This is a genomic window from Paenibacillus paludis (genome assembly GCF_042610515.1).
In the GTDB taxonomy this organism is placed as follows: domain Bacteria; phylum Bacillota; class Bacilli; order Paenibacillales; family Paenibacillaceae; genus Paenibacillus_AQ.
In genome coordinates, this window is the sequence record NZ_JBGJZP010000002.1 from 346,526 (window position 1) to 372,179 (window position 25,654).

The window sequence follows — 25,654 nt, forward strand, 5'->3', positions numbered from 1 at the left end:
AGTTGAATGCCCGGGCTCTCTGGAGTTCCGGGCATTTTTATGTAACGACGCACGGTTCGATTTTAACCAATGCTGCTGTGACTCCCCGTCCCCGCCCCGCTGCGCGTAATCTATAACTCATGAAACTGCCGCTTGTTACTGATGGGGAATCATGGGTACAATTATTAGAAACGCGTTATTATAAAAAGGATAGGTGAAACCAATGCATAATTATGGATTCGCGCGGGTGGCTGCCGCTTCCCCGGAACTGCGGGTGGCTGACTGCGAGTTTAATGCAGCACAAATTATTGAGGTTATCAAGCAGGCGGACGAGGAACAGGTGGAGTACCTGGTGCTGCCCGAGCTTTGCATCACTGGTTATACCTGTGCAGATTTATTCCTGCAGCCCGCGCTGCTGGATGCGGCTCTGAAGAGCCTTCATAGCATTGCCGCTGCAAGTGCCGGACTTCACATGGTAGTCATTGCCGGGCTGCCCATTGCTATTAAGGGACGGCTGTTCAACTGTGCCGCCGTCATCCAGCAGGGAAACATTTTGGGCATTGTGCCCAAAACCTGTATTCCCGGCTACAGTGAGTTCTATGAACCGCGCTGGTTTGCAGGTGCCGAAGAGCTTGAAATCACAGAGCTGCGTCTCGGGGAAATCACCGTTCCCATCGGCAATGATCTTATTTTCGCATGTGAAGCGAACAGCAATTTATCCTTTGGCGTTGAAATCTGTGAGGACTTGTGGGTTCCCGTTCCACCGAGTAGTCTGTTAGCCCAAGCCGGCGCTGTGCTGCTGTTTAACCCTTCAGCCAGCAACGAGCTGGTAGGCAAAGCAGACTACCGCCGCCAGCTTGTCTCCAGCCAGTCCGCCTCCTGCGTGGCAGGTTATGTCTACGCCGGCTGCAATGCCGGCGAATCCACAACCGATGTCGTATTCGGCGGCCATTCCCTGATCGCCGAGAATGGTCTGACACTTGCGGAATCAGAGCGTTTTACCCATGAGAGCCGGATCATCATCGCCGATATCGACATCCCGAAAATCCAGTATTCCCGCGCGGTCATGGGTACCTTCCGTGCCGGAAAGGGCGGCCGCAATTATCGTGAGGTGCTGTATGCGGAGCCTGCCCCACGTAACAGTGAACGGAAACTCGTTCGTACCGTCGGCGTTAATCCTTTTGTTCCCGGCAATCCGCTTCAGCGCGACGAACGCTGCCGTGAGATCCTCTCCATCCAGACCTCCGGCCTGATGAAGAGAATCCGCCATATCGGCACCAAGCAGGCCGTTATCGGCATTTCCGGCGGCCTGGACAGCACGCTTGCGCTGCTGGTGGCCGTACGGGCCATGGAGCTGCTCTGCCGCCCGGCAAGCGACGTGCTCGCCGTTACGATGCCGGGCTTCGGCACCACGAACCGGACCTACGATAATGCCGTCGGCCTGATCAAAGCGCTTGGAGCTTCACTTAAGGTTGTCGATATCAAGGCTGCCTGTCTGCAGCACTTCGAGGACATCGGCCATGACAAGGATGTTCATGACTTGACCTACGAAAATGTACAAGCCAGGGAACGGACACAAATCCTGATGGATTTGGCCAACAAAAACGGCGGCATCGTCATCGGCACCGGCGACTTGTCCGAGCTGGCGCTTGGATGGTGTACCTATAATGGGGACCATATGTCCATGTACAGCGTCAACTCAGGCATTCCGAAGACACTGATCCAATACGTCGTCGCCTGGTACGCGGATCACGAAGCGGACGAGACGGTGAACAAACTGCTCTACAGCGTTATTGAAACGGGGATCAGCCCGGAGCTGCTGCCGCCTTCGAAGACAGGGGAAATTGTCCAATTGACCGAAAATATACTCGGTCCTTATGTTGTGCATGATTTTTTCCTCTATTATATGCTCCGCACCGGCGCTTCCCCCGGCAAAATCCTGTACCTCGCCCAACATGCCTTCGGCGATGGCTATACCCGGGAACAGCTGGTCGGGTGGCTGAAAGTATTCATCACCCGTTTCTTCACCCAACAGTTCAAACGCTCCTGCCTGCCGGACGGCCCGAAGGTCGGGACCGTCAGTCTTTCACCGCGCGGCGACTGGCGGATGCCAAGCGACGCTTCCGCCGCGCTCTGGCTGCGGGAAGTCGAGGAATTGTAGAGATACAGGCTTATGAACAAAAAGGAGCATCCGCTGCGCTGGCGGATGCTCCTTTTGTTCTATTGTCCGGCGAATGCTTCCTTGATCCGGTTGTATTCTTCCATTGTTATAGCCAGCACTGTGCCGTGCTTAAAACCGTACGGGAAGCTGAAGCTCTCGTCTGAGCGGATAAACCGTCCACTGTCGATTTCATCCGCTATAAAAGGAACGTAGCCCTGACCCTCCCCTTCCACACCGAAAAAGTCCAGCATCAGGCACCATTTGCCGTTGCTCAGCATAAACGCTGTAGGTGCTTCATAAGCACTGTGTCCCAGCTTGGCCATTTCTTCATCAAAGGCTTCAATTCGGGTGTACTCTCCGGTAAGAGTTCTGCCCTTCTGCAGAATAATCCCCGCCGGGTTGGCCTCGCTCTTTAAGAAGCGGTAATACATGCCGTTCTCTTCATAAATTGCTGAATCGATAATTCCGCTGCCTTCCTTCCGGCACAGCATCCGGGGTTCGCTAAAGCTGTCAAAATCCTTGGTACGTGTATAATAGATAGCCTTATCCCCATAATTGTTGGAGGCATGCGAAGAAGACCAGTGAATGACATAGTCTTCTCTGGTAATCATTTGACTGGATAAAAGTTTGATGATATATTGATTCACGGTTTATTATTTTAGTATTTAACCATTTACTTCTTAACGATTAGAATCAAAGAAAATTTCACTAGCTTGTTGTCTTGACGGGATAAAAAAATGGTGATATATTGATTCACAGCTTAATAATTTAGCATTTAACTATTTATCACTTAATCATTAAACACTAAATTAACTTGTCCGCGTTTTTCCATACAGCTTTCGGAGGTGAAGTTTTGTCCGATCACAATGATTTTTTTGAAATCTCTACCATGTTCAAAACGTTCCTGAAAGGAATGGCTCAGGGCTGGAATAAACAAGGCTTTGCCCTTAGCCTGACCCAATTCAAGGCTTTGCATTTTCTGTCCAAGGAAGGCCCGATGATGGTATCCCAGCTGGCCGCTGCGCTTAACATGACCCCAGCGGCAATCACAGGTGTTACAGACTCGCTGCTTGCTGAAGGTTACGTCGAGAAGGAACGGGCGGCTGACGATCGACGAGTGGTTAATATTACACTGACGAAGGAAGGAAAAGCTGCAATCGAGGAGGCGCATAATAAACAAAAGGAGATCATGGGCTCCTACTTCAGTATCTTGCCTGATGAGGATATCGCACATTTAAGAAGAATTTTTGGAGTATTAATCTCGGAATTAGACAAAAAATAAAAAAACGGTGGGGAAAAAATCAATGGAACATTTATCTGATAAGCGCAAGCTTACCATTATGATCGCCATTATGGCAGCTATGCTGTTTGCCGCGATCAATCAGACGATTACCAGCACGGCTATGCCGCGAATTATCGCGATACTGGACGGTATGGATTACTATACCTGGACGATCAATATTTACATGCTGACTTCAACAATCGCCACGGTGCTTGTCGGCAAGCTGTCCGACATGTTCGGCCGCAAGCCTTTTCTGCTGGCAGGGATTCTGATATTTATGGTCGGAGCTTTTCTGACCGGTACTTCGGATGATGTGTATCAGTTCATCATTTACCGCGGGATTCAAGGGGTGGGCGCCGGTATTATCCAGTCCACCGCATTCACAGCTGTAGGCGACCTGTTCCCTCCGCGTGAACGCGGCAAATGGATGGGCCTAATGACGGCTGTCTTCGGCTTCTCCAGTGTACTTGGACCGACACTCGGCGGTTATCTTGTTGACCATATGGATTGGCACTGGCTCTTCTGGATCTTCCTGCCGCTCGGCTTTGTTGCTTTTGCGCTGATCCTGGCCCTGTTCCCGAAAGCCAAACGCGGAGAGTCTACAAGCATCGACTATCTCGGCTCACTGTTCCTGACGACGACCATTGTTCCGCTGCTGCTGGCCTTCTCTTGGGCAGGTACGGAATATGACTGGGGTTCATCCCAAATTCTCGGCCTGTTAGCCGGATCCGTTGTTTCGCTGCTTGTCTTTATTTTCACCGAAACCAGAGCGAAGAATCCGATTCTGCCGCTTCATTTATTTAAAAACAGTGTAGTTACGATTTCCAACCTGATCGGGTTCATTATGAACTTCAGCATGATGGGCGCGATGATTTATCTCTCGTTCTTCGTGCAGGGTGTGCTCGGTATCTCCGCTACTTACGCCGGTTATGTCACAATGCCGATGTCGATCGTTATGGTGGTTGCCAGTACCTTTACCGGCCAGATGATCGCCAAAAAAGGAAAATACAAACGTTATGCCTTGATCGGCGTACCGGTTATGATTGCCGGCATGGCGATTATGGTATTCATGAACAATGTGCCAATGGCAGTTCTGAGTATGATCGTATTCGGTCTCGGCCTTGGTCTGGGTATGCCTGTATTCTCGCTGGCTACACAAAATGCAGTTTCCCATACGGAGCTGGGTGCAGTTACCGCTTCGTCGCAGCTGTTCCGTAACCTCGGCGGCACCATCGGTATCGCTGTGATGGGGACTGTTATGTCGAACAATCTTACGAAACATCTCAAGGAAGCCCTGCAGTCTTCCTCAGCAGCGGACTTCTCTCAGCTGGATCCGGCAGTGACCCAGCAGATGACGGCCTTCGCCAATCCGCAGGCGCTGATGAACAAGCCGCTGCTTGAGCAGACACAAGCCAGCCTGCCAGCCGATGCCCAGCCGATCTTTGTTCAGATGATTGACAGCATCCGTGACGCTCTGGGCCAGACATTGTCCACCGTGTTCCTGACAGGGACCATCGTATTGGTTGTCGCCTTTATTCTGGTCTTCTTCCTGAAGGAGCTGCCGCTCCGCACTTCGAACAAGGCTCCTGCCGAAGGGGAAGCGGAAGGCTTGAATCCTTCCAAGCTTACGGTAGAAAAAGCTTAAGTATAATGGATTAAATCATATTCTAATATTCTAAATAAAGGGCAATCCATGGTCACTATGACCCGGGATTGCCCTTTTAGTGTAATCAGTAAGGATTGTGCCGTCAGAATCCTGTTTTGGGTATCTCTGCAGGAAGTACATTATAGGGTTCAACAAGGCCGGTCCGCACCTGATACATCTGCTCATGGGCCTGCTTCGCTGCTTCTACAAAATGTTCATACGGCCGGTTGCAGACATCCACCACGCCGATCCCGTAATTCTCCCCGTCAAAACGCCCCAGCACCGGCTGATCATTCCACTGAAAATAATGCACCCCGATCAGCTGCGGAATGGCTGCAGCCTGCTCGACATAGTAGCGGTAGGCAGCGCCGCGCTCCTCCCGGGTTGCCACCGCGCGTATGCCGTAAGCCAGCATGCCGCCGTCCGCTGCGCCGAAATGATATTCTCCGATCATGACCGGCTTGCCCAGCCGCTCGCTGATATGCATGATCTGTTCCCGGTCAGGAGCGAACTGGTAGCAGTTCAGCGAGAAGACATCAAACCACTCGCAGCCCTCCAGCACATCATCGCTGCCCACCCAGGCATAACGCATGCCCAGATTGAGATGATTCGGGTCCGCCTGCTTGCATAGGCGTGCCGGAATCTCGACATACCGCCGGATCATCATCCGGTTGAATTGTGTGTAGTCCGCTTCCCTTACGGGATGATCCGAGGCTGCCGTATCATGCGGTGTGTACAGCTGTTCAAAGCTGGCGTAGCTGCTGGCCCACGCCTCATTCAGCTGCTCCACAGTCCCGTATTTTTCGCCCAGCCACTGGACGAACCGTTCCTTGCTGGCATAACGGACCGGTGATTTCAGCATCAGCTGCGTCAAATTCAGACTGTCCACGAATGCCCAATGCGGCTCATTGCGCATGAAATAGCCGATCATCCGCCGATCTCCGCGCAGCGGAACCAGTTGCTTCGCGAATTCCTCTGCATTCTGCTCATACTCCCGGCTGAACACGTCGGGGAAATCGCGGAAAATCGTCTGCTCCGTCGCCGGAAAATCAGACAGCGGATACACATAGGGAAGCTCCGAACTCTTGATAAATCCGTCATCGGACCAATTGCCGATCGTATTGAATCCCCACTGTCTCATCCGGTATTCAGTCAGCTCCGTCCAGGCGGAGCGCCACTGTGACCCGAAGGTTGTGATCAGATTGGCGATCCCGAAGCTGAATTCCTGCCCTGCCTGTGACCAGGCCTCATGATAGCTCCCTTCCCGCTCCGGCAGCTGCGGGATCAAATGCTCCATGCCGGTTACGCGCATGGGAGAAGCCGGACCGGCACAGTCCATTCCCGTACTGAACAGGGCATAGCCGTCCGGATCAGCAAACCACCAGTTGCTGCCGTCAAATTCTGTCCGGAAATAGCCGGTCGCCTGAAATGCGAGTCCCTTCCAGCCTCCGTACCGGCCGAGACCGTTCCCGCTGAAATCAGCCGCAGCTGCAAGCTGGCGTTCTAGATGCAGCCTTTCGCTCAACTCCGCCTGATTGGCTGTCTTCCCCTGCCAATCCCTGCCTTTCAGCTGGCCCAGCCCATCAATATAAGGGTGATATTCGTAGGTGAAATCCGGTTCGGCTCCGCTGAGGGACAATCCGCTAATCTCCACACTCCGGCTTGTCGTTGAAGGAATGGTCGCAATGGAGAACACTGCAATCCGCTTCCGGTCGACCTTTGCATCTCCGCGCAGCACGGTCTGCATCACACCCGGATAACGGTCAAGGAACAGCTTCTCCCCGTTAAGGTGCTTCAGCGGCAAACAGATCACCGTTCTGACGCCCGGCAAAATGCCTGTGTGATACGTGATCATACGGCTGTCCTGATCACGGAAACTGAATAGCAGCACCAGTACATCATGTGAATCGTGATACACCTCTGCATTCATAAACTCGTATTCCTGCCATACAGAACTGTCCAGACTGCCCGGCAGAAGCTCCATTCCCCCGCCCTCGGGCGTTGTGTTCAACCGGAAGCCGCCGGACAGAGCCGCGGATACTTGTGAATTATGATCAGCTTGAAACCATTCATTGGAGAATGGGATCGTAAGGTTCATAAGTAACCCTCTTTCTCAGAAATAAATGATTTCATAATTATAAGACCGGCCGTCAGCCCGTTATCTTACCGGTATCAGCTGAAACAACTGCCTATCCGGGCCAAGACGTGGATCATGAGCAGATTCCGGTTCAAGGAACACCCGGCCCGGTCCTTCCCTTGAATCTTTCACTGCCTTAAGCACTTTGCTGTCCCTGGAGCTGATAATCAGCGCCTCTTCTTCCGTCTCTGTTAGCAGCCAGCTTGATTTATCAAGGTTGTCCGGTGCAGGCTCCAGTGTCAAGGCACCGGAAGTTCCGGAGCATAATGTGAACTCCCCGTTCATGAGCTTTACAGTACCGTCATCGCTGTACTCCACGGCCCATTGCTGTTGCTTATCGCTATAAGCAAGCTTGCGGACTTCCACACTCAGCGCTTGGCCTTGTTCTCCAAGCTCACCCGCTGCGGCGAGATAAAGTTCTGTGCCCACACTCTTCAGCCGGAACAGCCCGCTGCTGGAGCTGCATTCCGCCGTCATTCTTCCCGAACCGAGATCTATAGTCAGCCGTTCTCCCCACGTAAGCTGCATCTCTCTTTCAGACGGGAACTCAAGCGGTAGAAAAACATAGGACGAGGCGTAGTAATCCGCAGGGTCCCAGCGGTCACCCACATATAAATAAGAGGTCTGACCCTGCGCGGTATCCGTTACAGGAACAATAAATGCAGGCTGAGTGTCGTAGGTCGTAAGGTCGCCAAGCGGCATCAGCGGCGACCAGCGGCCGGTCAGCTGCCCGGCCCAGGCATACGCGCCCTGGTTGGGCAGCCAGCCGGTACAAGCTGACGAGATCAGAAAGTAGATGCCTCCCCGCTTCATCAACGCAGGAGCTTCGCGCGCCTGCCCCGGCCACAATGTCTTCACCTGCTCCTCTATACTGAGATAATCCGGTGACAGCCGGTACATGATAAGGTCTGCATTCTCCCTGGCCGCAGCCAGGAAATAGGCCGTACCATCGTCATCCTGAAACAGAGTGCAGTCCCGGGACATGTTGCCTACCGGATTAAAGCTGCCGCGAAAGACGTAATCTCCGTCGATTGTCCCGCAATCGGCAATCGCACACCGCGCGTCGGAATAGTCGCACCCGTTCTCCCAATGCATCCACATGACGTATCTGCCGGTAAGCGCATTGTAAAGCACCTTCGGCCGCTCGATGACAGCCCCTTTTCCGTACCCGCGGTTCTGTGCTTCCCCGGGTTCCAGCTCCAGGGAAGTGCGGTGATAAATCGGCCGTACCGGAGAATCCAGCGTCAGTACATCATTCCGCCATTCCCAGTCCGCCAGGTTCGCGGAGCGGTAGCAGCTCACTTTACGCCGTCCTGTGCGGTTTTCTCCGAACCAGTAATAGAATCCATCCTCGAAGAGCATATGTCCGCCATGTGCATGTACGGGATTTCCATTTGAGTCCATCAGCGGAACACCGTTTTGGATGACAGCCGTGTTTAAGATATTTTCCATCATTGGCTCATTTCAGGCCCATATTGGACATTACATCGACTTTGCTGGCATTAGTGTACCAATCGTTCACTTCTTCTGTAATTTGCGTGCCGCCTTTGTCATGCCATTGCTTAACAAAGGTGTCGTAAGCTTCAAGCGGTTCTTTGCTGTAAATGATCTTTGTGAAGGTTTCCTTCTCCATGGTGTTCAGCTGTTCCCACGAAGTTTGCATCGTTTTGGTCGGCGGTCCGTTAAAGGCATTGGGAAGCAGCACATCTCTGTTCTCATAAGAAATAACATATCCGTCTTTGGCGGTAGGATCATTGGCTGCCGATCTCATCAGAACCCCATTATCCGGCTTCGCACCTTGCGCAAGATCATAGAACGATTTGCCCGGGCCATCAACGTTTGGTGTATTCTTGGTAAAGGACATCTTACCTACGCCTTGTGCAGCATCCATGGGCGTGTTGAATTTCTTGGAATCAAAGACAACTTCGCCGTTTACGGTATCATAATCATAACCTTCGGCATATCCGTACTTGAAGTCACCCGTTCCAAATGCCGCATCGTACAGCTTGTCGTAGTACAGGAAGAAAGCTTCCATATTGTTAAATTCCTTATTGAACATGAATACTCCGTCATTCTGTTGACCGGATTGATAGGTCTTATCTCCGCTGACACCGCTGATAGTGGGATAAGCACTGATTTTGGCACCTTGAACGTTGGTTTCAACATCCTTTACACTGCCATATAGCCAAGGACGGCCAATGATAATGCCTGCTTTGCCTTCGGTAAAGTCAGCCAGTGCATCCCATGCGCCCTGTGTAGCTAATTCCTTGTTCAGATACCCTTTCGAATACCAGTCGCGGAGTTTGGCAAGCGCATCCTTAGTTCCTTCGGCAACTGACCCGTAAGTGAGCTTGCCGTCCTCGCTATACCATTGGCCCGGAAGATGCTTGCCGGTATAGGCACTGAAGATCATCACGGAGTCACTGACCCAGCCTGTGTTGTAGGAATCCTTACCGGAGAAATCAAATCCGTAGGTATCCTGTTTGCCATTGCCGTCGGGATCATCATTCGTAAAGGCAGCAATCACTTTTTCAAACTCATCGATAGTTGTCGGTGCCTTTAAGTTCAGCTTATCCAGCCAGTCCTGACGGATGAGCATCACTTGGCCTTCCGTCAAATTGGGGGCAATCGGCATGCCGTACACCTTGCCGTCCTGTATGACCGGATTGAAGGCCGTCGGGTATTCCTTATAAATCTCTTTCAGCCGCTCAGGCATATATTTGCTGATGTCCTCTGTAATATCTTTGACCAGCCCGGACTGAATCAGGTCATTCTCTAGCGAGGTGTCATAGACAGGCAGAACATCCGGGAGTTTCTCGGAGCCGGTGAGCGCAAGCCGCAGCTTGGTGTTATATTGGGTCGCATCGCCGCCCAGCAGTGTGGTCTCGATCTGGATGCCGAGATGCTCTTTACCCCAGCGGGTCAGGACATTGTCATTCAGGCTTTCGCCGTTGATGTATTTGCCGGCATTTTCATCCTGCTGCTTCGCAATGCTGATCGTAATCGGAGGATCATATTTCCCGTCCTTAAGCGTTGCTTCCGCAGCGGAGCTTGATCCCTTGTTATCCGAGCCGCAGCCGGCGAGCAATCCAGTCATCAGTAAAGCGGCGGAGAGTAAAACACCTGTTTTTTTCATTGAGTAGGCTCCTTTATTGTGGGTTATTCTTTGACTGCACCTAACACGATGCCTTTCACAAAATACTTTTGCAGGAAGGGATAGACCAGAATGATCGGCAGAGTGCTGATAAAAATCTGGGCCGCCTTGATGCTCTGCTCCGACATCGCTGCCGCTTCCGATTGGCTGAGCGCCATACTCTGGGCAGAGCCTTGGACGACGACCGTCTGCAGGAACGAAGCCAGCGGGTAGTTCTCAGTATTCGACATATACAGGATGCCGTCAAACCAGGCGTTCCAGTGCCCGACCATGATGAACAATCCCACAGTGGCCAAGCCGGGAAGCGACAGCGGCAGGTAGATTTTGCGGAAAATCACGAAGAACGAAGCTCCGTCAATAAACGCCGCTTCTTCCAGCGCCTTCGGAATGGTCTTGAAGAAATTCATGATCAGAATCAAATTGTACGCGCCAAAGGCACCCGGAAGCACCAAGGACCAAATCGTATCTTTTAATCCAAGCTTCGTGACCAGGATATAGGACGGAATTAATCCCCCGGAGAACAGCATGGTGAAGATGAAGACCCACATCAAGGCATTGCGTCCGCGGAAATCTTTGGATAAGGCATAACCCGCAGTCGTAATAATAAACATGCTGATTAAGGTTCCCAGTACGGTTCTGAACACGGATACCTGCATGGAACCGGTGAAGTTGGAGTTTTTAAAGGTTTTGACATAAGCGTCCGCATTGAAATCCACCGGCCAAAAAGAGACCAGATTACCATTTATCGCTGCTTTGCTGCTAAGAGATTGCGCGAGCAGATGGAGCATAGGCAAGAAGCATGATAATGCAATCAGAATCAGAAATATATAATTGAAGAACGAAAAGATCCTATATCCCTTGGACTTATGATACACTCTCCATGCTCCTTTCTAGAATATCTTGTAGTTGGCAACCTTATAGGCAATCCGGTATGAAACGATGATCAATATAAAACTGATGCCAGATTTGAACAACCCGACGGCAGTACCGAACCCGTATTGTCCATTCAATAAGGAAGAGCGGTACACGTACGTATCGATAATATCTCCTGTGCTATAGACAAGCGGATTGTACAGGTTGAAGATTTGATCAAAACCCGCATCGAGGATATTCCCCAGGCTCAGCGTAGCAATGACGATGATCATCGGCATCATGCTCGGCAAAGTAACATGCCTGATTTGCTGCCAGCGTGAAGCGCCGTCGATCTCAGCAGCCTCGTAATAGGAAGGGTCGATCCCGGTGATGACCGCCAGGTAGACAATCATGCCGAAGCCGAAATTTTTCCACAGGTCACTGATAATAACCGTCGGCCTGAACAGGACCGGATCACCCAGGAAGAAAATCGGTTTCGATCCAAACAGATTGGACAGAAAGTGGTTAATGCCGCCGTCCAGTCCCAGAATATCAATCATAATTCCGGCAACGGTTACCCATGATAAGAAATGGGGCAAATACACCAAGGTCTGGATACTCTTCTTGACTCCCATATTTCTGATTTCACTTAAAAGGATTGCCATGAAGATCGGAACGATAATGCCGACAATAATTTTGATTACAGCAATGATGAGCGTGTTGGTAATGGCCTGTGTCGCTTCTTTATACTGGAATATTCTCGCGAAGTTGTCCCAGCCGATCCACGTTGAGCCGGTAAGTCCCAGCCAGGGCTTGTAATCCTGAAAAGCCATCACCAGGCCGACCATCGGTCCGTACGCAAAGATAAGAACGAATACGAGTGCCGGGATACAGAGCACATACAGCGGCCAGTTTTTCCTGATCTCCTTATTCCAGGGATTTTTGCTGCTTTTTTTCCTGTCATCTGTCTTTAACGTCCCCACTTGGGTATTTATAACCTGAGCTATTTGTGTTACCCCCTTTTATCATGCCAAGAAGTTTTTCTTTCAGGTTTAATGTTAGCAAAAGCGCTTTCATCCTAAAATGTCTTAATCTAAAGATCATAACCAATCCCTAAACATGTTTGATAAGCGCTTTCATTTTGCGGCTGGATTATCTTTTTCTTTTGAATTTAATGAATTATGATAGATTTATACAGAATGATACGAATCCGGCAACCGCCAGTTTTGGGGAACGAGGAAGAGAATATGATTAAAAAAGTGAATATGAAACGGTTCATCTACTTTTTCGTTTTTTTTCTGCTGCTTACGCTGGGACTGTTTTTTATCATGAATACGTTGGGTTCAAGAACGATTCAGGAAAGTCTGATCAACTCCTCCAAAAATCAGCTGGCTTATGCGGAGAGCATTATGGATGGCGTCATCTCCGAGGCAAGCATGTACGGTATCCAGTATACCGCCGACAATGATGTGCGGTTCTATCAGAGCCGGAAACAGGAATTAAGCAATTATGATGCACAGATGAATAAGAATGAAATCTCGGACCGGTTATCGGATCAGCTCTTTTCGAGTCTGGCGGTGGAATCCATCGGGATTTACTGGAAGCCGGATGGCACCTTTATTCAGACCGGCCATGATTCGCTGGCCAAGCTTCCCTTCGAACAGGTCACTGAGCGCGGCTGGCAGACCTATAATAACAGCCTGTATTATTTTTCAGTCTACCCCTACATCCATCAGCCCAAAAACCCGGCAAATATTCAATACATCGTGGGGGTGAAGCTCAAGAAGGAATATCTGGTCAGCCTGCTGGGCAAAGCGGTTAACGGCGACAGCTCCAATGCTTTTTTCCTTGTGAACGACAACCTGGTGATCAGCGGCAAACCTGTAGACAGCCGTATCGAGCAAAAAGCCAAGGAGACGATTACACCGGATACGCAGAGAATCCTGAAATTTGACTATCATACCGGCGAGGACGACTATTATGTATTGTCTAAATATATCGAGCCTATTGACACATATCTTGTGACATATACACGGATGAGTGATTTCTTGAATCCGCTGGACCGGAATCAGCAGGTATTCGTAGGCAGTATCCTGGTCATTCTGATTATTGGGCTGATCGTCATTCTGATGTTCTACCGTAATTTCTACCGGAATGTTCATTTGCTGGGCAAGAAATTTTATCAGGTGGAGCAAGGGAATTACAGCACACGGATCAGCGAGAATCCCGTTAATGAATTTTTTAATCTGTTCAAAAGCTTTAACCACATGGTGCTCAAAACCCAGAATCTGTTTGCGTCCCTGAAGATTGAAACAGAGCTGCGGAGAGATGCCGAGGTGAAGCAGCTGCAGGCGCAGATCAATCCGCATTTTCTGTATAACAGCCTGTTCTTCATTATGTCGATGGCGAAGACGTCTCCGGAGGCTGTCATGCAGATGAGCAAACATCTGGCTGAATATTACCGCTATCTGACGAAGCTGGATCGCCATGACGCCACTCTGGCCTCTGAGCTGCAGCTTGCGGATCATTTTTTATCCATCATGTCCCTATGCAAAGAGATTCATTATGAAATCAACCTGCCCCCGGAGCTGGGAGAACATCGTATTATGCCGCTCATTATCCAGCCGATCGTAGAGAACGCCATCCAGCATGGTATTGAGGAACGGCAAGGCGCCCATCGTGTATCCATAGAAATAAAAGCTCTTGATGACGGTGCACTGATCATAATTGCGGATGACGGCAAGGGGCTTATGCCGGAGCAAATCGTTCTGCTGGCCGCCAGGGTCGAAAGCGAATCCCCTCCGCCAGGCTCCAGAGGAATCGGTCTGTGGAATATACATCAGCGTCTTAAAAATGCTTACGGCGAATTAAGCGGCCTGCGTTTCTTCACCAATGACTGGGGCGGCTTGTCCGTGATGGCCTACATTGATTTCTCGCTGGATGAAGGAGGAGAACATGCGATTACTGATTGTGGATGACGGACATTACATTGTTGAATACTTAAAACATCTGCTGGATTGGAAGAAATTCGGCATACACCAGATTGTGACCTCAACCAATTCGGTTGAAGCCAAGCAACTATTGAATCAGAATCAGATTGATATTCTGATTACGGATATCCGCATGCCCGAGGTGTCCGGCATTGATTTGCTGGAGCATATTAATGAGAACATGCTTAAGACCAAAGTGGTTTTTCTCTCGGGCTACTCCCAATTTGATTATGCGCAGAAAGCGATCCGGCTGGGTGCTCTGGATTATTTGCTGAAGCCCGTAGATAAAGAGGATATGGAGAAAGCGATGAAGCAAGTACTCAAAAGCATTGATGAGCAGCAGCAGAAGCCCCAGATTAAGTGGGAGAAATTTGACGGACTGGGTTATCTGCTGTCCGTTATTGGCGGACCCTCCCCCGCAGGCACTGATTTCAGCGCTTATGACACCGTGCTGCTGAAGGAGACCTTTTGCTTCTTTCAGGTTCCAGATGCAGGGGGAGCAGATGAAATCACCTTAAGAGACAACAGCCGGGAGCTGGATCAATTGATTTGGACGACAGGCCCGGGGCTGGCAGGATTAATCATGGAATCCGACGCTCAGAAGCTCGCGCACAGCATCAGCAATATTTCTTTTTCAGAGAAATTTGAATTTACCCGGAAGAATGCCATCCGGCATATCTTCTGCCAGTTTTACTACCAGGAGGAAGTTCACGCGGGTGACTGTACCCTGTTGCAGGACTGTACTGCTCATCCTAAGTGGGAGCCGGGAGAATGGGAGCTGACCAGAAAGAACATTCTCAAGACCTTCGCCCAGCTTGGGTCCAAAAAGCAGAAAATCTTATATCTGCTCGACTTTATTCAGCGGGTGTATTTCACTGCCAGCCGGCTGCAGCAGGTTGAGGTCGCAGGTTGGATCTTCAGTCAACTGGCAGAACCGGACACTGCACTTGAGTCCATTCTGCTCTGCATCACACAACTCGAGCGAAGCGCAAAATTGTCTAACAGCCATATTGTCCAAACCATACAATCTCATATTGCCGGTCATATCGGCGATGGTTTGAGCCTGGACGATCTGGGTAAAATTGTTCATCTTCATCCTGTCTATCTGTCCAAAGTGTATAAGCAGGAGACCGGTGAGAATCTATCAAACTTCATTGCAGCCAAACGATTGGAAAAAGCCTCCCAGCTATTGATAGAGTCCAATTTGCATGTGATCGATATTTCTCATATGGTCGGTTACAAGAAGCCGCAGTATTTCATCAAGCTGTTCAAGGATCAGTATGGAATCACACCTTATCAATACCGCAGACAACAGATTCAATAATAAACAGGGCGATCCCCATCCTCTCACTTAGAGGATGGGGATCGCCCTGTCTTTAGATCACTTAACGGGAAAGCACGATGCTCTTCCTTACTTCTGCAGCTCCAGATCCTTCTGTTTCAGCAGATCTGTGTATTCCGATTTATACTGCTCCAGCTTAAGCTTCAATTCAGCATTATTGGCATCTGTCTTCAGCAGGCTGCTGGTGACCAGAATGTTATCGACAACAGTATCAATTTTTTCGTCAATTTGCTTGATTTTATTTTTGGTGACCGCCGGCAAAGGGTCAGGTGTTGTGGTCGGCCGCGGTCCCAGGACGGCATTGGTATTTTTATCATTGGCCAATGCGCCCGCTCCGCTATCTTTCTCATCCAGGTTAATATTCTTGCCAGATATCGAAACCTTATAGCCAGCCAGTTCTCCGATGGCGCGCACCGGGGCGTAGCTTTTTCCATCAATGATTATGGCCGGATCTACCAGCTTCTTGCCGTACACGTTGACTGTATATTCCGCTTGGATTTTCTTTCCTACCAGACTAGAGGTAGCCCCAAGTGCCTGCGCACTAACCATCAGTATTGCCCCGGCAAGAAATCCGGCAGCAATCTTTTTCATAAGAAATTCACTCCCCGTTAAATAATGTACTACTATCTTAGCATTTTACAGCTCCTGATAGAAATGGTTGGCCGACAATTTTCGCATTCTGCTGCGGCCGCAAAGAAAAAAGGCGTATTTCCACAAGGAAAATACACCTTAGAAGCGGTAGATTCTACGTTTTATGATTTGCTGTACATATTCTGATCCTGCAGCCGGATCAGCACCTTGCCGAAACGTCCGCCCTGCTGAACCGTTACCTTCTTCTCTTGATACTTGCTGCGTATATAATCCGTAACAATATTCCGGGAAACTTCGTGGGCAGGCAGATGATGCATCTTCAACAGTTGCAAGACCTCTTCAATTGCCGCCTCTACGGAGAGTTCGGTGCTTTTCATTTCTCGTGTCACAATGGACTCATAGGCATAGCCTTTCAAGTAAAGCAGATGGTTCAAATACGCCATATCTGAGGAATCCGGGTGCATCTCCCTCCCGGTCAGCAGCGGCATCACCTCATGAATAAGACTGTGCTGTCTGCTCCCAGCTGAAGTACTGATATAACAATATTGACGGGCACAGCTCAGCACTCTCTCCACGCTATCCCAGTCAATGATCACCGGACACATGGAGACGAATACCAGATCAAACCCTTTCTCCCAGCCCATTGCAGCTATGTCGAGGTCCTCGAATGCTTCCCGCACTAAGGTTATCTTTTCTTTTCCGGAGCTGACACGGGCTGTATTGGCCTCAAATAAATCAGCCAGCGGTACGTTGGGCTCAACAGCGGTAACCTTGGCCCCGCGCTCGGCAAAGGGTACGCTGAAGCCCCCTGAAGCCGCACCGATATCCAGTACGCTGAGTCCGGAAAAATCCACTCCCTGCCCTTCCATCCAGCCGATAATCCGCTCGCTTCTGCGTCTTCCGCCTTCACTGAATACCTCTTCATCAAACACCTTGGCCTTATGATCAAACCCATGCGTGGGATCAATGCCAGCACGCTTCATCTGGTTGGCCGTGGATGAGGGGTCCTCCTTCCACGCCTGCTCCCACAATTGAATATCAAATAAATCTGTTGCCATCTTTGCTCATCCCTTTCTTGAATATCATTTAGCCTGCATTTAATAGACTTAACAGACTTATTATATCTATAATTTAATTGCAAAAATAACGGCGGTTATAAAGCCACCGTTATCTGTGCAGCAAGCTCGGAGATTTTTTTGTTCCGCAAATACTCTTCCATCCGCCGTTCAGCTTCCACCATTTCCTGCTGAATCAGACACTCGCTGGGATGATTTAGTGTGCAATCAAACAACGAGGCCGTGCCTTCAATGGCATGAATGATGTCGAGAAATGAAATGTCTTCCTTCTTGCGCTTAAGCCGATAACCGCCATTCGCACCCGATGCCGACTCGATCAGTCCAGCTTTCACCAGCTTGGTCAAAATCTTGGACAGATACGTAGGGGAAACCTCCTGCCGCTCTGCTAACTGCTGTACGCCTACCGGCTTGTCGGACGCAGCCACCACCAAAAAGAGCATCGTATGCAGCGCATAATTTGTTGCCTTTGAATATTTCATCTTCCACCTCAATCAAAGACTTTATTAGTCTATAATAGCTTTTATTTGATCAAATAGCAAGCTGCTGTTGCCGATATGCAACACATTTGCAGAAATTCCCAAATTATAACATGCCGATAATACTAATAGGTTTCTTATTGGTGTTTGTATAAACTTCGGCTATGCCAAATCAGGCGCAGCCTTCCAGCCTCCCCTTTGCGTGATCCCGCAAAATTCATGCGGCTTGTCCGCGCCCGCTGCCCGCTTCTACGGATTTCAGGCTGATGCAATTATGATAGGATGAGGGCTCAACCTGATTAAAGGAGCACATTTATGAGAAAAATTATGCTTGTTGTTATGGCCTTCTTGATGTTCCCCCTCTCTGCATTTGCCGCCGGTCCGCCAGGCTCCCCCTCTGCAGTTACGCTCAACATGGAGGATGCGAAGCGGTTTGGCGCTGATTTTTTTAAGCAGCAAGAGATACAGGAGCAGCTGGCTGGAGCTGTTCTAGTCATCGTTAAGGATGGAAAGATTCTGCTGAACCAGGGCTATGGGTATGCCAATGTTGCTGCCAAACAGCCGGTTGATGCGGAGAAGACCTTGTTTCGTCTGGCTTCCGTATCCAAGCTGTTTACTGCAGCTGGCGTGATGCAGCTGAGCGAATCAGGCAAGGTTGATCTGGACACAGACGTGCAGAGGTATCTGCCGGGTCTGCACATTAACAACACAAGCGGATTACCGCTTACCCTCAAACATCTGATGACCCATACTACCGGTTTCGACAACGGAGATGTCCTTGAATCCGGAACCCCTTCCACACTGGAGAAATTCGTGAAGGAGAAGATGCCTACAATCGTCCGCAAGCCGGGTGAGGTCTACCGCTACGACAACTTCGGCTTCACCCTGCAAGGTTACATCATTCAACAAGTCTCCCGGATGCCCTTTGAGAATTACATGGCCGAAAAGCTATTCAAGCCACTTGGGATGAGCAACACCAGCTTCATTTTCGATGATAAGGTGATCAAGCGGATGGCCACCCCATATGATAACCAGCTGCAGCCGACCGAGCAGATTCCCAACGACCCGGTTAGCGCTCCTGAAGGCGGCATGACTTCTACCGGGAAGGATATGGCCCAGTTCATGCTTGCGATGCTGAACAGCGGGAAGAAGGGGGAGAACCGGATTCTTCAACCAGAATCCATACAGGCCATGGAGCACAGCAGTGTAGCGATTCATCCTAAGGTTCCAGGAAACGGTTATGCCTTCGAGTCTACCTATTCGCAGGACTACAACGGATATAAAGTTACTGAGAAGGGCGGCGATTTATCCGGCTTCCATTCTAATCTTTGGCTGCTGCCTGAGCAGAACACGGGAATCTTCCTCGCATTGAACAGCGATAAAGGCAATCTGCGCCAGCCCCTGTTCCATCAGTTCATGAGCCGTTATTTCCCTAAGTCAAGCAAGGCCCCCGCTTCCATTGAGCCTGCAGCTACCCAAGAGGAGCTGCAGCGTTTTGCAGGCTTGTACCGCCATCTGCGAACACCAGCCTTAACTTCGGAGATCACCGCAATAGACGGCGCACTGCTGGTTAAGGATGTGTTCGGAGAGCATAAGCTGCGGCAGAATGAGGAGCTGCTGTTTTATGATGAAGAAGACAAGCCGGCCGGCTTCAAGCTGGATGCCGACGGCAAGGTGCTGTACTTCTATTACAACCAGCCCGACAGCTGGCTTGAAAAGCTGCCTGAGCCCCAGCACTTCAGCGATGTGGGCTCTGATCATCCCTATGCCAAATACATCTATAATCTTGTTCAGTTAGGCGCCATTCCTGAAAGCACTGGACCCTTCCAGCCGGATCGCCCAGTTACACGCGGACAATTCATTGCCCAGTTGATCCCTCTTGCCGGATTTCAGTCTTCGACCCGGCCCAGCGCATTCAAAGACACCAAGGGCAGCCCATATGAGACCGCCATTCAGACTGCGCTTGATTACGGTGTCGTTCAAGGACTGCCGGGCAGTTATTTCGGCCCCGACCTGCCTCTAACACGTGAACAGGCTGCAACCTTTGTCTGGCGGATTGCCCATATTGGACTGGGAGCTGCCCCGGTGAAGGCTGCTGTGCAGAAGCCCTTCTCGGACTGGGCCGCCGAAGGTGTCCAGTATGTGGTTGGCCGCGGCCTTTATGGTCCTGACGCAGAATTGTCAGACGGGAAAGTAAATTACAGGGCACAGGATCCAATGCTGAATCAGGAGGCTGCAGCTTTAGTCTACCGGCTGCTGCAGAACCTGCTGTAACAACAGGGCAGCCGAACAGGCGATTCGAGACGAATCGCCTGTTTTATCATATACTTTTAAGAAAAAGAGTGATAAAGGATTGTGAACCATGTTCAGCTTTTTTCAACGCCCCCGTGTCAGCCGTAGGATCATCTACATCTTCATGGGGCTTGTAGTGCTCGCCACAACCTATATACAGATTCAATTATTCACCAATCCCTACTCAGGCATCAGCGTGGAACCGGATTCCAGCGGCGGATGGATGATCTCCAGAATCGATAGGGACAGCCCTGGTTCGAGAACAAACCTCAAACCAGGTGATCGTATTCTCGCTTTCGATGGGGAGCCGGAACCGGAAGTATTTATCATTGACAGAAGGCAAATGCTTACTGGAACCCATAGTCTGAAGGTTAAAAGCAAGGAAGGGCAGCCGTATACCATTCCGCTTAAAGCTGGCAGTAAAGACAAACTGGAGAATGGCTTTGCCTTCGTCATGGAAATCTTTCTGGTGGGTGTAGGCACTTATGCCCTGTGCAAGAATCCTGAATCGCTGCTGATCCGCAGATTTCTGCTGATGAATCTGTTGTTTGCATTCGTCATAGTGGCGCTGTTCTCGGATGAGCTTGTGCTCTCCGGCTACCTGTTCACTTTTTGTGCAATCTGGATGCCTTATGTGATAATTTCCTTCTATCTGCTGTTTGCCTTCCGTCCTATTTATTCAAAATTCCGTGCCTTGCTGCGGGGTTATCAGGTCTACTCGCTGATGTTCTCGGTCTTTGCCCTAGGCTTTATGCTGCAGCGTCATGTATATGACTGGGTAACCAGTGTTCTGAATATGGCCTTGCTTGCCACACTGCTGCTGATGGCTGCCATAACGGTCTGGCACTGGAGCAAATTCGACCGGATTGAGAAAAATCAGCTCTACATCCTGTTTACAGGAATAACCGTAAGTCTGCTTCCTTATGTGTGGTTGTATGCCCTGCCCTATCTGTTATGGGAACGGTATTGGATCACGGCAGAATATGCATTGGTTGGTCTGGTGCCGATTTCTGCAACGTTCACTTATCTGCTCGTCCAGCGTCAGGTTCTGGACATGAGATTCTATATTCCCAGATTGGCCGCGCACAGCCTGTACTTCAGCCTGACACTAGTGCTATTTCTATTGACAACCATCTGGGGTTCGATAGGATACGCGGTGTTATTGTTCATTCTACTGGCGCTATTGACCGGCGGCTATCGTCTGCTGCTGCGGCGGCTGCAGCATGGGGAAAAGCGCAAAAAAGACTGGCTGGAGCAACAGAAGCTGCTTCTCTCCCTACAGCTGGCCGGTAACAAGAATATCCGCGATATCCTCAAGCTGTTCGCTGAGCTTCTGCAGGATATGATTGAAGTAGAAGGTCTTACACTGGTATATTACGATGACAGTTCCCTGCCGCTTGTACATAACACAGGGATTTACGAGGGAAAAGGGACGAAGGGTCCAGCTCCGTTACGGGACACCCCTGAACCTGAATGGTCCGCCGGCAGCGAATACGCTGCCGTATTCGTGCTGGTGCATGAACTGGAGGAGCAGCGGCTGGGCGACCTGTGCCTTGGACCGAAGCGCAATCAGACCTTGTTCTCTGCCGAAGAACAGCGGATCATCCAGAAATTCCGCAGCGAAGCTGTTCAGATGCTTATGAACGCCCGCCATCTGCTCCGCTTGAGGCGCGAATATGAGGACAATCAAAAACAGATTGACCATTACGAGCGCCAGGTGCATGATTTCCGCAGCTATAGCCAGGGCTTGCTGGAGGCCAGAGAAGCAGAGAAGGTCCGCATCTCTTATTTCCTGCATGATGACTTGCTGCAGAACCTGATCTTCTTGTCCCGGGATCTGGAGGAGCTGCATGATACCGGAAGATACCAGCAGGAGCGCAATGCGAAATGGCTCAAATGTCTGGCCGATTCTCAGCGCAGCATCCGGGCGCTCAGCGATCATTTATATCCGCATATTCTGGATAAAGGCAATCTGCAGGAAGCACTGCACTGGCTGCTGCAAGACATGAACCGCCTGGAGGAGCTTAACGTGACCCTGCAGTTTGAGGCTCCATTGCCGGACGCCTTCCCTGTCTTTATCAAAGCGAATCTCTTCCGGGCAGCCCGCGAGCTGGTCGTCAACGTTTTCAAGCATGCGATGGCTTCCGAACTGAAGGTCCGTGTCTGGATAGACGGTGACAGCATCTATTGCAGTGTGACCGACAACGGCATAGGCTTCAACGGAAATATTGCCATAACGGCCCCTGCCGACGGCCGCCCCCGCTTCGGACTGCTGTCGATCCGGGAACAGATGGAGCATCTGGGTGGAACGGCTCTGATTGACTCTGTACCGGAACAGGGAACTTCCGTCACTCTCAAAATACCTCTCTATAAGGAGCCATCATCTCATGAATGACAATATAACTCTGTATATTCTTGATGATCACCCCCTTGTGCTGGACGGGCTTAAGAGCCGTCTGGACGAGGAGCCCGGCCTTGAAGTTCTGCGGACCTTCACAGATCCGGTAGAATTCCTCGCAGAGACGGCGCTGCTGCGCCCGGATGTAGTGCTGATGGATATCTCGCTGCCACAGATGGACGGCTTCCAGGTAGCCCGGCTGTTGAAGGAGAACTACGGCAATGTGCTGAAGATTATTCTGTTATCCGGCTATACCTACGAAGAGTTCTACTACAAAGCGTACCGAATCGGCGTTCATGCCTACCTCTCCAAACAAAGCTCATACAGCATCATTATCAACGCGATCAAACAAAGTGTGCTGGGCAATATTCTGGTCCCTGAGCATCTTCGGGCTTCCGCTTCTCCAGACGCGCTAACTACAACCGAACGACAAGTGCTGCGCTGGCTGGCGAAGGAGAAATCCAACAAGGAAATTGCCACAGAGCTGGCCTTAAGCCAGCGGACTGTCGAATACCATCTGGCCGCAATCAATCAGAAGCTGGGGGTGAAGACAAGAATCGGTGCTGTGGTGAAGGGGTTTGAGTGTGGTCTATTAACTTTTTGGGATGAGGATTGAGACTCTTCCGCTGAAGTAATCCACCCAGATCCCTTCCGGCAGCCAAGCCTTGAATTCAGCAACGCCTGTCTGCTTGTCTACCGGCTGTGTGACCGGACAGGCTATCAGCTCCGTGCCAAAAGTGCTATTCCTTCACGGCGCCGATCATAACCCCTTGATTAAAGTACTTCTGCACAAACGGATACACACACATAATTGGAACGGTGGCAACGATGATCACGGAATAGCGCATCATATTAGCCAAACGCAGCGCGATTTGGGCAGCTTCGCCTGTCCCCATGCCCGACTGCATCTGATTGGTGATCAGAATGTTGCGGAGAATCAGCTGCAGCGGATGCAGGTTCGGATTTTTCAAATAAATCAGCGCATTAAAATATGAATTCCAGTAGCCGACAGCAATCCATAATCCCAGCACCGCAATGATAGCTTTGGAGAGCGGCAGAACCACTTGGGCAAAATAACGCAGGTTCCCGCAGCCGTCGATCTGCGCCGCTTCCCACAAGTCTCCGGGAATGCTGGTCTGGAAAAAAGTACGTGCAACAATAATGTTATAAACGCCTACTGAAAAAGGCAGCACCATGACCAGGAAGGTATCGTACATATGAAAATCGCGGATCGTCAGAAAGGTCGGAATCAGACCGCCGTTAAAAAACATCGTAAAGATGAAGAAGAGCGACAGGAACTTTCGTCCGGCAAGATCCTTTCGGGACAATGCATAAGCCGCCGAGATATTGACCACAAGCCCAATGGCTGTGCCCGCCACCGTGTAGAGGACTGTATTCCGGTACCCGATCCAAATGTTTTCATGCCGCAGCAGCTCTCTGTAACCGTCAAATGTGAACCCTTTGGGGAACAGCCACACCTGTCCGCCCGCCACCGCAGAAGGATCACTGAACGAAGCGATAATGATAAAATACAGCGGGTACATCAGGATGATCAGAAAGACCACCGCAATGGCATACATTACATATTCCATAACCGTATCCGAGGAACGGTTGTTTTTTATTTTTCCCATGTTCTCTTTCACTACAGGTTCCAAGACTCCCATGTCTAAGTTCCTCCTTTCTACCACAAGCTGTTTTCGCTGAGTTTTTTGGAAATCTGATTGACGATAATGAGCAAGATAAAGTTAATGACCGTGTTGAACAGGTTGACCGCCGAGGAAAAGCTGTATTGGCTGCTGAGCAGACCAATTTTGTAGACATACGTTGAAAGAATTTCGCTTGAAGTGGCATTCAGATCGTTCTGCATGAGATAGACCTTTTCAAAGCCAACCCCCAACAGCCCTCCGACGCGCAGGATCAGCAGTGTAACCGCTGTCGGCATCAGCATCGGAATATCAATATAGCGGACTTTATGCCAGCGGCTTGCACCGTCTACAGTAGCGGCCTCGTACAGACTGGGGTCTACTGCAGACAGCGCGGCGATAAAGATAATACTGTCCCAGCCCACATGCTGCCACACATCCGACCAGACATAGACACTGCTGAACAAGCTGGAGGAGCCCATCAGATCAGGGGCTTCTTTGCCAAACAAACTGTACAGATTACCGACAAACCCGGTGCTTGGGGACAGCAGTATCATCATCAGCCCAACCATAACCACGGTTGAAATAAAATGCGGCATATAGGATACGGTCTGGAAAAAACGTCTAAACCGGTTTGACCGCATCTGATTGACCATCAGTGCCAGCAGAATCGGGATTGGAAACGTAAGCAGGCTGTACAAGCTGATGATCAATGTATTCTTAATCGTCGATGAAAACTGATAGGAATTAAAAAACTTCTCGAAATACTTGAATCCCGCCCATGGACTGTCACTTATACCCATCGCCGGACTATAATCCTTAAAAGCAATGAGCACCCCATACATCGGTTTGTAGGCGAATAATAATGTAAGCACCACAGCGGGAAGCAGTAACAGGTACAGTCCCCAATTTCGTTTCATTTGTCCGAATGCCCGTGCCGGACTGGCTTGACCGGATTTCATGAAATCCCCCCTAAAATTTTGTAAGCATCCGCTTCCTGATTCTGTTTATCTGTTTAATTGCTTTCAGTATATCGCCTCTGCTTCTGCGCCTACCGGACATATAAGGCGCGTTAACCGGACTTTTAGAGTTCGTTTCTGCGGCAGAATGCAGAACAGTTCCGGGATGAACGGGAAGCCATAGGGTATTCGGACTTTCCCTGCTGTTTTCCGGACTTTCACTATTCCAGCAAAAAAAACGTCCGGCACAGGGTGGTGTGCCGGACGTTTTCCATGGGATCGTTGAGTGTTGCTTATTGTTCAAGCTCCAGTATGACAGGCGCGGCAATATCCACGCCTAAATCCCGGATGCGTTCCAGATCCTTTTCTACTGCCTTGAACGTTCCCTCTTCAGCTTCTCGGCCGGCCTCGGCAGCAGAACACAGATACTGTTGGTACTTCTTAAGACCAGGTTCTGTGCGATGATATTCGGGGTATAGCCCAGCTCCTCCATGATCTCCTTGACCTTGCGGGAGGTCTCCTCCTTAACATTCGGATGGCCCGACAATACCCGGGAGACCGTGGAAGGAGAAACTCCGGCTCTACGGGCCACTTTCTTAAGTGTAACTGTCAAAACTGCCTCCTTGCGGATAGTGGACTTCATATCCCTTGTTTGCTGAGCCATGAATATAATGCGC

At 50.2% G+C, this 25,654-nt stretch carries 19 protein-coding genes and 2 pseudogenes; 8 read left to right on the top strand and 13 right to left on the bottom strand.

From position 1 onward, the window contains the following. Positions 1–202: 202 nt before the first annotated feature. A complete protein-coding gene (locus ACAN56_RS04935; RefSeq protein ID WP_379140839.1) occupies positions 203–2,140 on the top strand; it encodes an NAD(+) synthase in 1,938 nt (645 codons plus the stop codon). 59 nt (positions 2,141–2,199) lie between these two features. Here ACAN56_RS04935 and ACAN56_RS04940 read toward each other — a convergent pair whose 3' ends face one another. Beyond that, the gene (locus tag ACAN56_RS04940) at positions 2,200–2,787 is read right to left on the bottom strand and encodes a glycoside hydrolase family protein (RefSeq protein WP_379140841.1); all 588 of its coding nucleotides are present in this window, start codon (positions 2,785–2,787) and stop codon (positions 2,200–2,202) included. A gap of 206 nt (positions 2,788–2,993) precedes the next feature. Here ACAN56_RS04940 and ACAN56_RS04945 point away from each other — a divergent pair, with 206 nt between their 5' ends. Both ACAN56_RS04945 and ACAN56_RS04950 read left to right on the top strand, forming a co-directional pair. After that, complete coding sequence (locus ACAN56_RS04945; RefSeq protein ID WP_038595081.1) at positions 2,994–3,422, top strand: MarR family winged helix-turn-helix transcriptional regulator; 429 nt, start codon at positions 2,994–2,996, stop codon at positions 3,420–3,422. A gap of 22 nt (positions 3,423–3,444) precedes the next feature. Beyond that, entirely contained in the window at positions 3,445–5,067 is a 1,623-nt protein-coding gene (locus ACAN56_RS04950) for an MDR family MFS transporter (RefSeq protein ID WP_038595083.1), read from the top strand. Positions 5,068–5,170: 103 nt separating this feature from the next. Here ACAN56_RS04950 and ACAN56_RS04955 read toward each other — a convergent pair whose 3' ends face one another. The 5 genes from ACAN56_RS04955 to ACAN56_RS04975 are packed head-to-tail and all read right to left on the bottom strand — an operon-like array spanning position 5,171 to position 12,193. Beyond that, entirely contained in the window at positions 5,171–7,165 is a 1,995-nt protein-coding gene (locus tag ACAN56_RS04955; protein WP_379140844.1) for a beta-galactosidase, read from the bottom strand. Between the two features lie 60 nt (positions 7,166–7,225). Further along, a complete protein-coding gene (locus ACAN56_RS04960) occupies positions 7,226–8,659 on the bottom strand; it encodes a family 43 glycosylhydrolase (RefSeq protein ID WP_379140847.1) in 1,434 nt (477 codons plus the stop codon). 4 nt (positions 8,660–8,663) lie between these two features. Then, the gene (locus ACAN56_RS04965; RefSeq protein WP_379140849.1) at positions 8,664–10,340 is read right to left on the bottom strand and encodes a type 2 periplasmic-binding domain-containing protein; all 1,677 of its coding nucleotides are present in this window, start codon (positions 10,338–10,340) and stop codon (positions 8,664–8,666) included. A gap of 23 nt (positions 10,341–10,363) precedes the next feature. Continuing rightward, positions 10,364–11,233 (bottom strand): carbohydrate ABC transporter permease, encoded by an 870-nt coding sequence (locus ACAN56_RS04970; RefSeq protein ID WP_076113367.1) that lies wholly within the window; start codon positions 11,231–11,233, stop codon positions 10,364–10,366. A gap of 15 nt (positions 11,234–11,248) precedes the next feature. After that, positions 11,249–12,193, bottom strand: coding sequence for an ABC transporter permease (locus tag ACAN56_RS04975; protein WP_379140852.1), 945 nt, complete (start codon positions 12,191–12,193; stop codon positions 11,249–11,251). Positions 12,194–12,457: 264 nt separating this feature from the next. Here ACAN56_RS04975 and ACAN56_RS04980 point away from each other — a divergent pair, with 264 nt between their 5' ends. After that, complete coding sequence (locus ACAN56_RS04980) at positions 12,458–14,188, top strand: sensor histidine kinase (RefSeq protein ID WP_379140854.1); 1,731 nt, start codon at positions 12,458–12,460, stop codon at positions 14,186–14,188. Next, positions 14,166–15,524 (top strand): response regulator transcription factor, encoded by a 1,359-nt coding sequence (locus ACAN56_RS04985; RefSeq protein ID WP_379140856.1) that lies wholly within the window; start codon positions 14,166–14,168, stop codon positions 15,522–15,524. Before ACAN56_RS04980 ends, ACAN56_RS04985 begins: the two co-directional genes overlap by 23 nt. An 87-nt stretch (positions 15,525–15,611) precedes the next feature. Here the strand turns inward: ACAN56_RS04985 and ACAN56_RS04990 are convergent, their stop codons facing one another. From ACAN56_RS04990 to ACAN56_RS05000, 3 genes are all read right to left on the bottom strand, one after another. Then, on the bottom strand, positions 15,612–16,133 hold the full coding sequence (locus ACAN56_RS04990) for a stalk domain-containing protein (protein ID WP_379140858.1): 522 nt from the start codon (positions 16,131–16,133) through the stop codon (positions 15,612–15,614). A gap of 161 nt (positions 16,134–16,294) precedes the next feature. Beyond that, positions 16,295–17,191 (bottom strand): class I SAM-dependent methyltransferase, encoded by an 897-nt coding sequence (locus ACAN56_RS04995; RefSeq protein WP_038595095.1) that lies wholly within the window; start codon positions 17,189–17,191, stop codon positions 16,295–16,297. 95 nt (positions 17,192–17,286) lie between these two features. Further along, positions 17,287–17,688, bottom strand: coding sequence for an Rrf2 family transcriptional regulator (locus ACAN56_RS05000; RefSeq protein ID WP_038595098.1), 402 nt, complete (start codon positions 17,686–17,688; stop codon positions 17,287–17,289). A gap of 312 nt (positions 17,689–18,000) precedes the next feature. On the opposite strand from ACAN56_RS05000, the gene ACAN56_RS05005 reads away from it, so the two are divergent. The 3 genes from ACAN56_RS05005 (at position 18,001) to ACAN56_RS05015 (ending at position 22,991) form a co-directional block, all read left to right on the top strand. Then, the gene (locus tag ACAN56_RS05005) at positions 18,001–19,959 is read left to right on the top strand and encodes a serine hydrolase domain-containing protein (protein ID WP_379140861.1); all 1,959 of its coding nucleotides are present in this window, start codon (positions 18,001–18,003) and stop codon (positions 19,957–19,959) included. A gap of 88 nt (positions 19,960–20,047) precedes the next feature. Then, positions 20,048–22,372: an ATP-binding protein gene (locus tag ACAN56_RS05010; RefSeq protein ID WP_379140863.1), complete on the top strand. Its 2,325-nt coding sequence runs from the start codon at positions 20,048–20,050 to the stop codon at positions 22,370–22,372. Further along, positions 22,365–22,991 (top strand): response regulator, encoded by a 627-nt coding sequence (locus ACAN56_RS05015; RefSeq protein WP_379140865.1) that lies wholly within the window; start codon positions 22,365–22,367, stop codon positions 22,989–22,991. Before ACAN56_RS05010 ends, ACAN56_RS05015 begins: the two co-directional genes overlap by 8 nt. On the opposite strand, the pseudogene ACAN56_RS05020 reads toward ACAN56_RS05015, so the two are convergent. From ACAN56_RS05020 to ACAN56_RS05035, 4 genes and pseudogenes are all read right to left on the bottom strand, one after another. Next, positions 22,968–23,102 (bottom strand): annotated as a pseudogene (locus ACAN56_RS05020) (hypothetical protein); the annotation flags it as partial. The gene ACAN56_RS05015 and the pseudogene ACAN56_RS05020 sit on opposite strands and share 24 nt — an antisense overlap. Positions 23,103–23,115: 13 nt before the next feature. Then, positions 23,116–24,039 (bottom strand): carbohydrate ABC transporter permease, encoded by a 924-nt coding sequence (locus tag ACAN56_RS05025; protein WP_081965908.1) that lies wholly within the window; start codon positions 24,037–24,039, stop codon positions 23,116–23,118. A 17-nt stretch (positions 24,040–24,056) separates the two neighbouring features. Beyond that, positions 24,057–24,980 carry an ABC transporter permease gene (locus tag ACAN56_RS05030; protein ID WP_379140869.1) on the bottom strand — a complete coding sequence of 308 codons (924 nt, stop codon included), beginning with the start codon at positions 24,978–24,980 and terminating at the stop codon, positions 24,057–24,059. A gap of 388 nt (positions 24,981–25,368) precedes the next feature. After that, positions 25,369–25,590: pseudogene (locus ACAN56_RS05035) on the bottom strand (LacI family DNA-binding transcriptional regulator); the annotation flags it as partial. Positions 25,591–25,654: the final 64 nt, after the last annotated feature.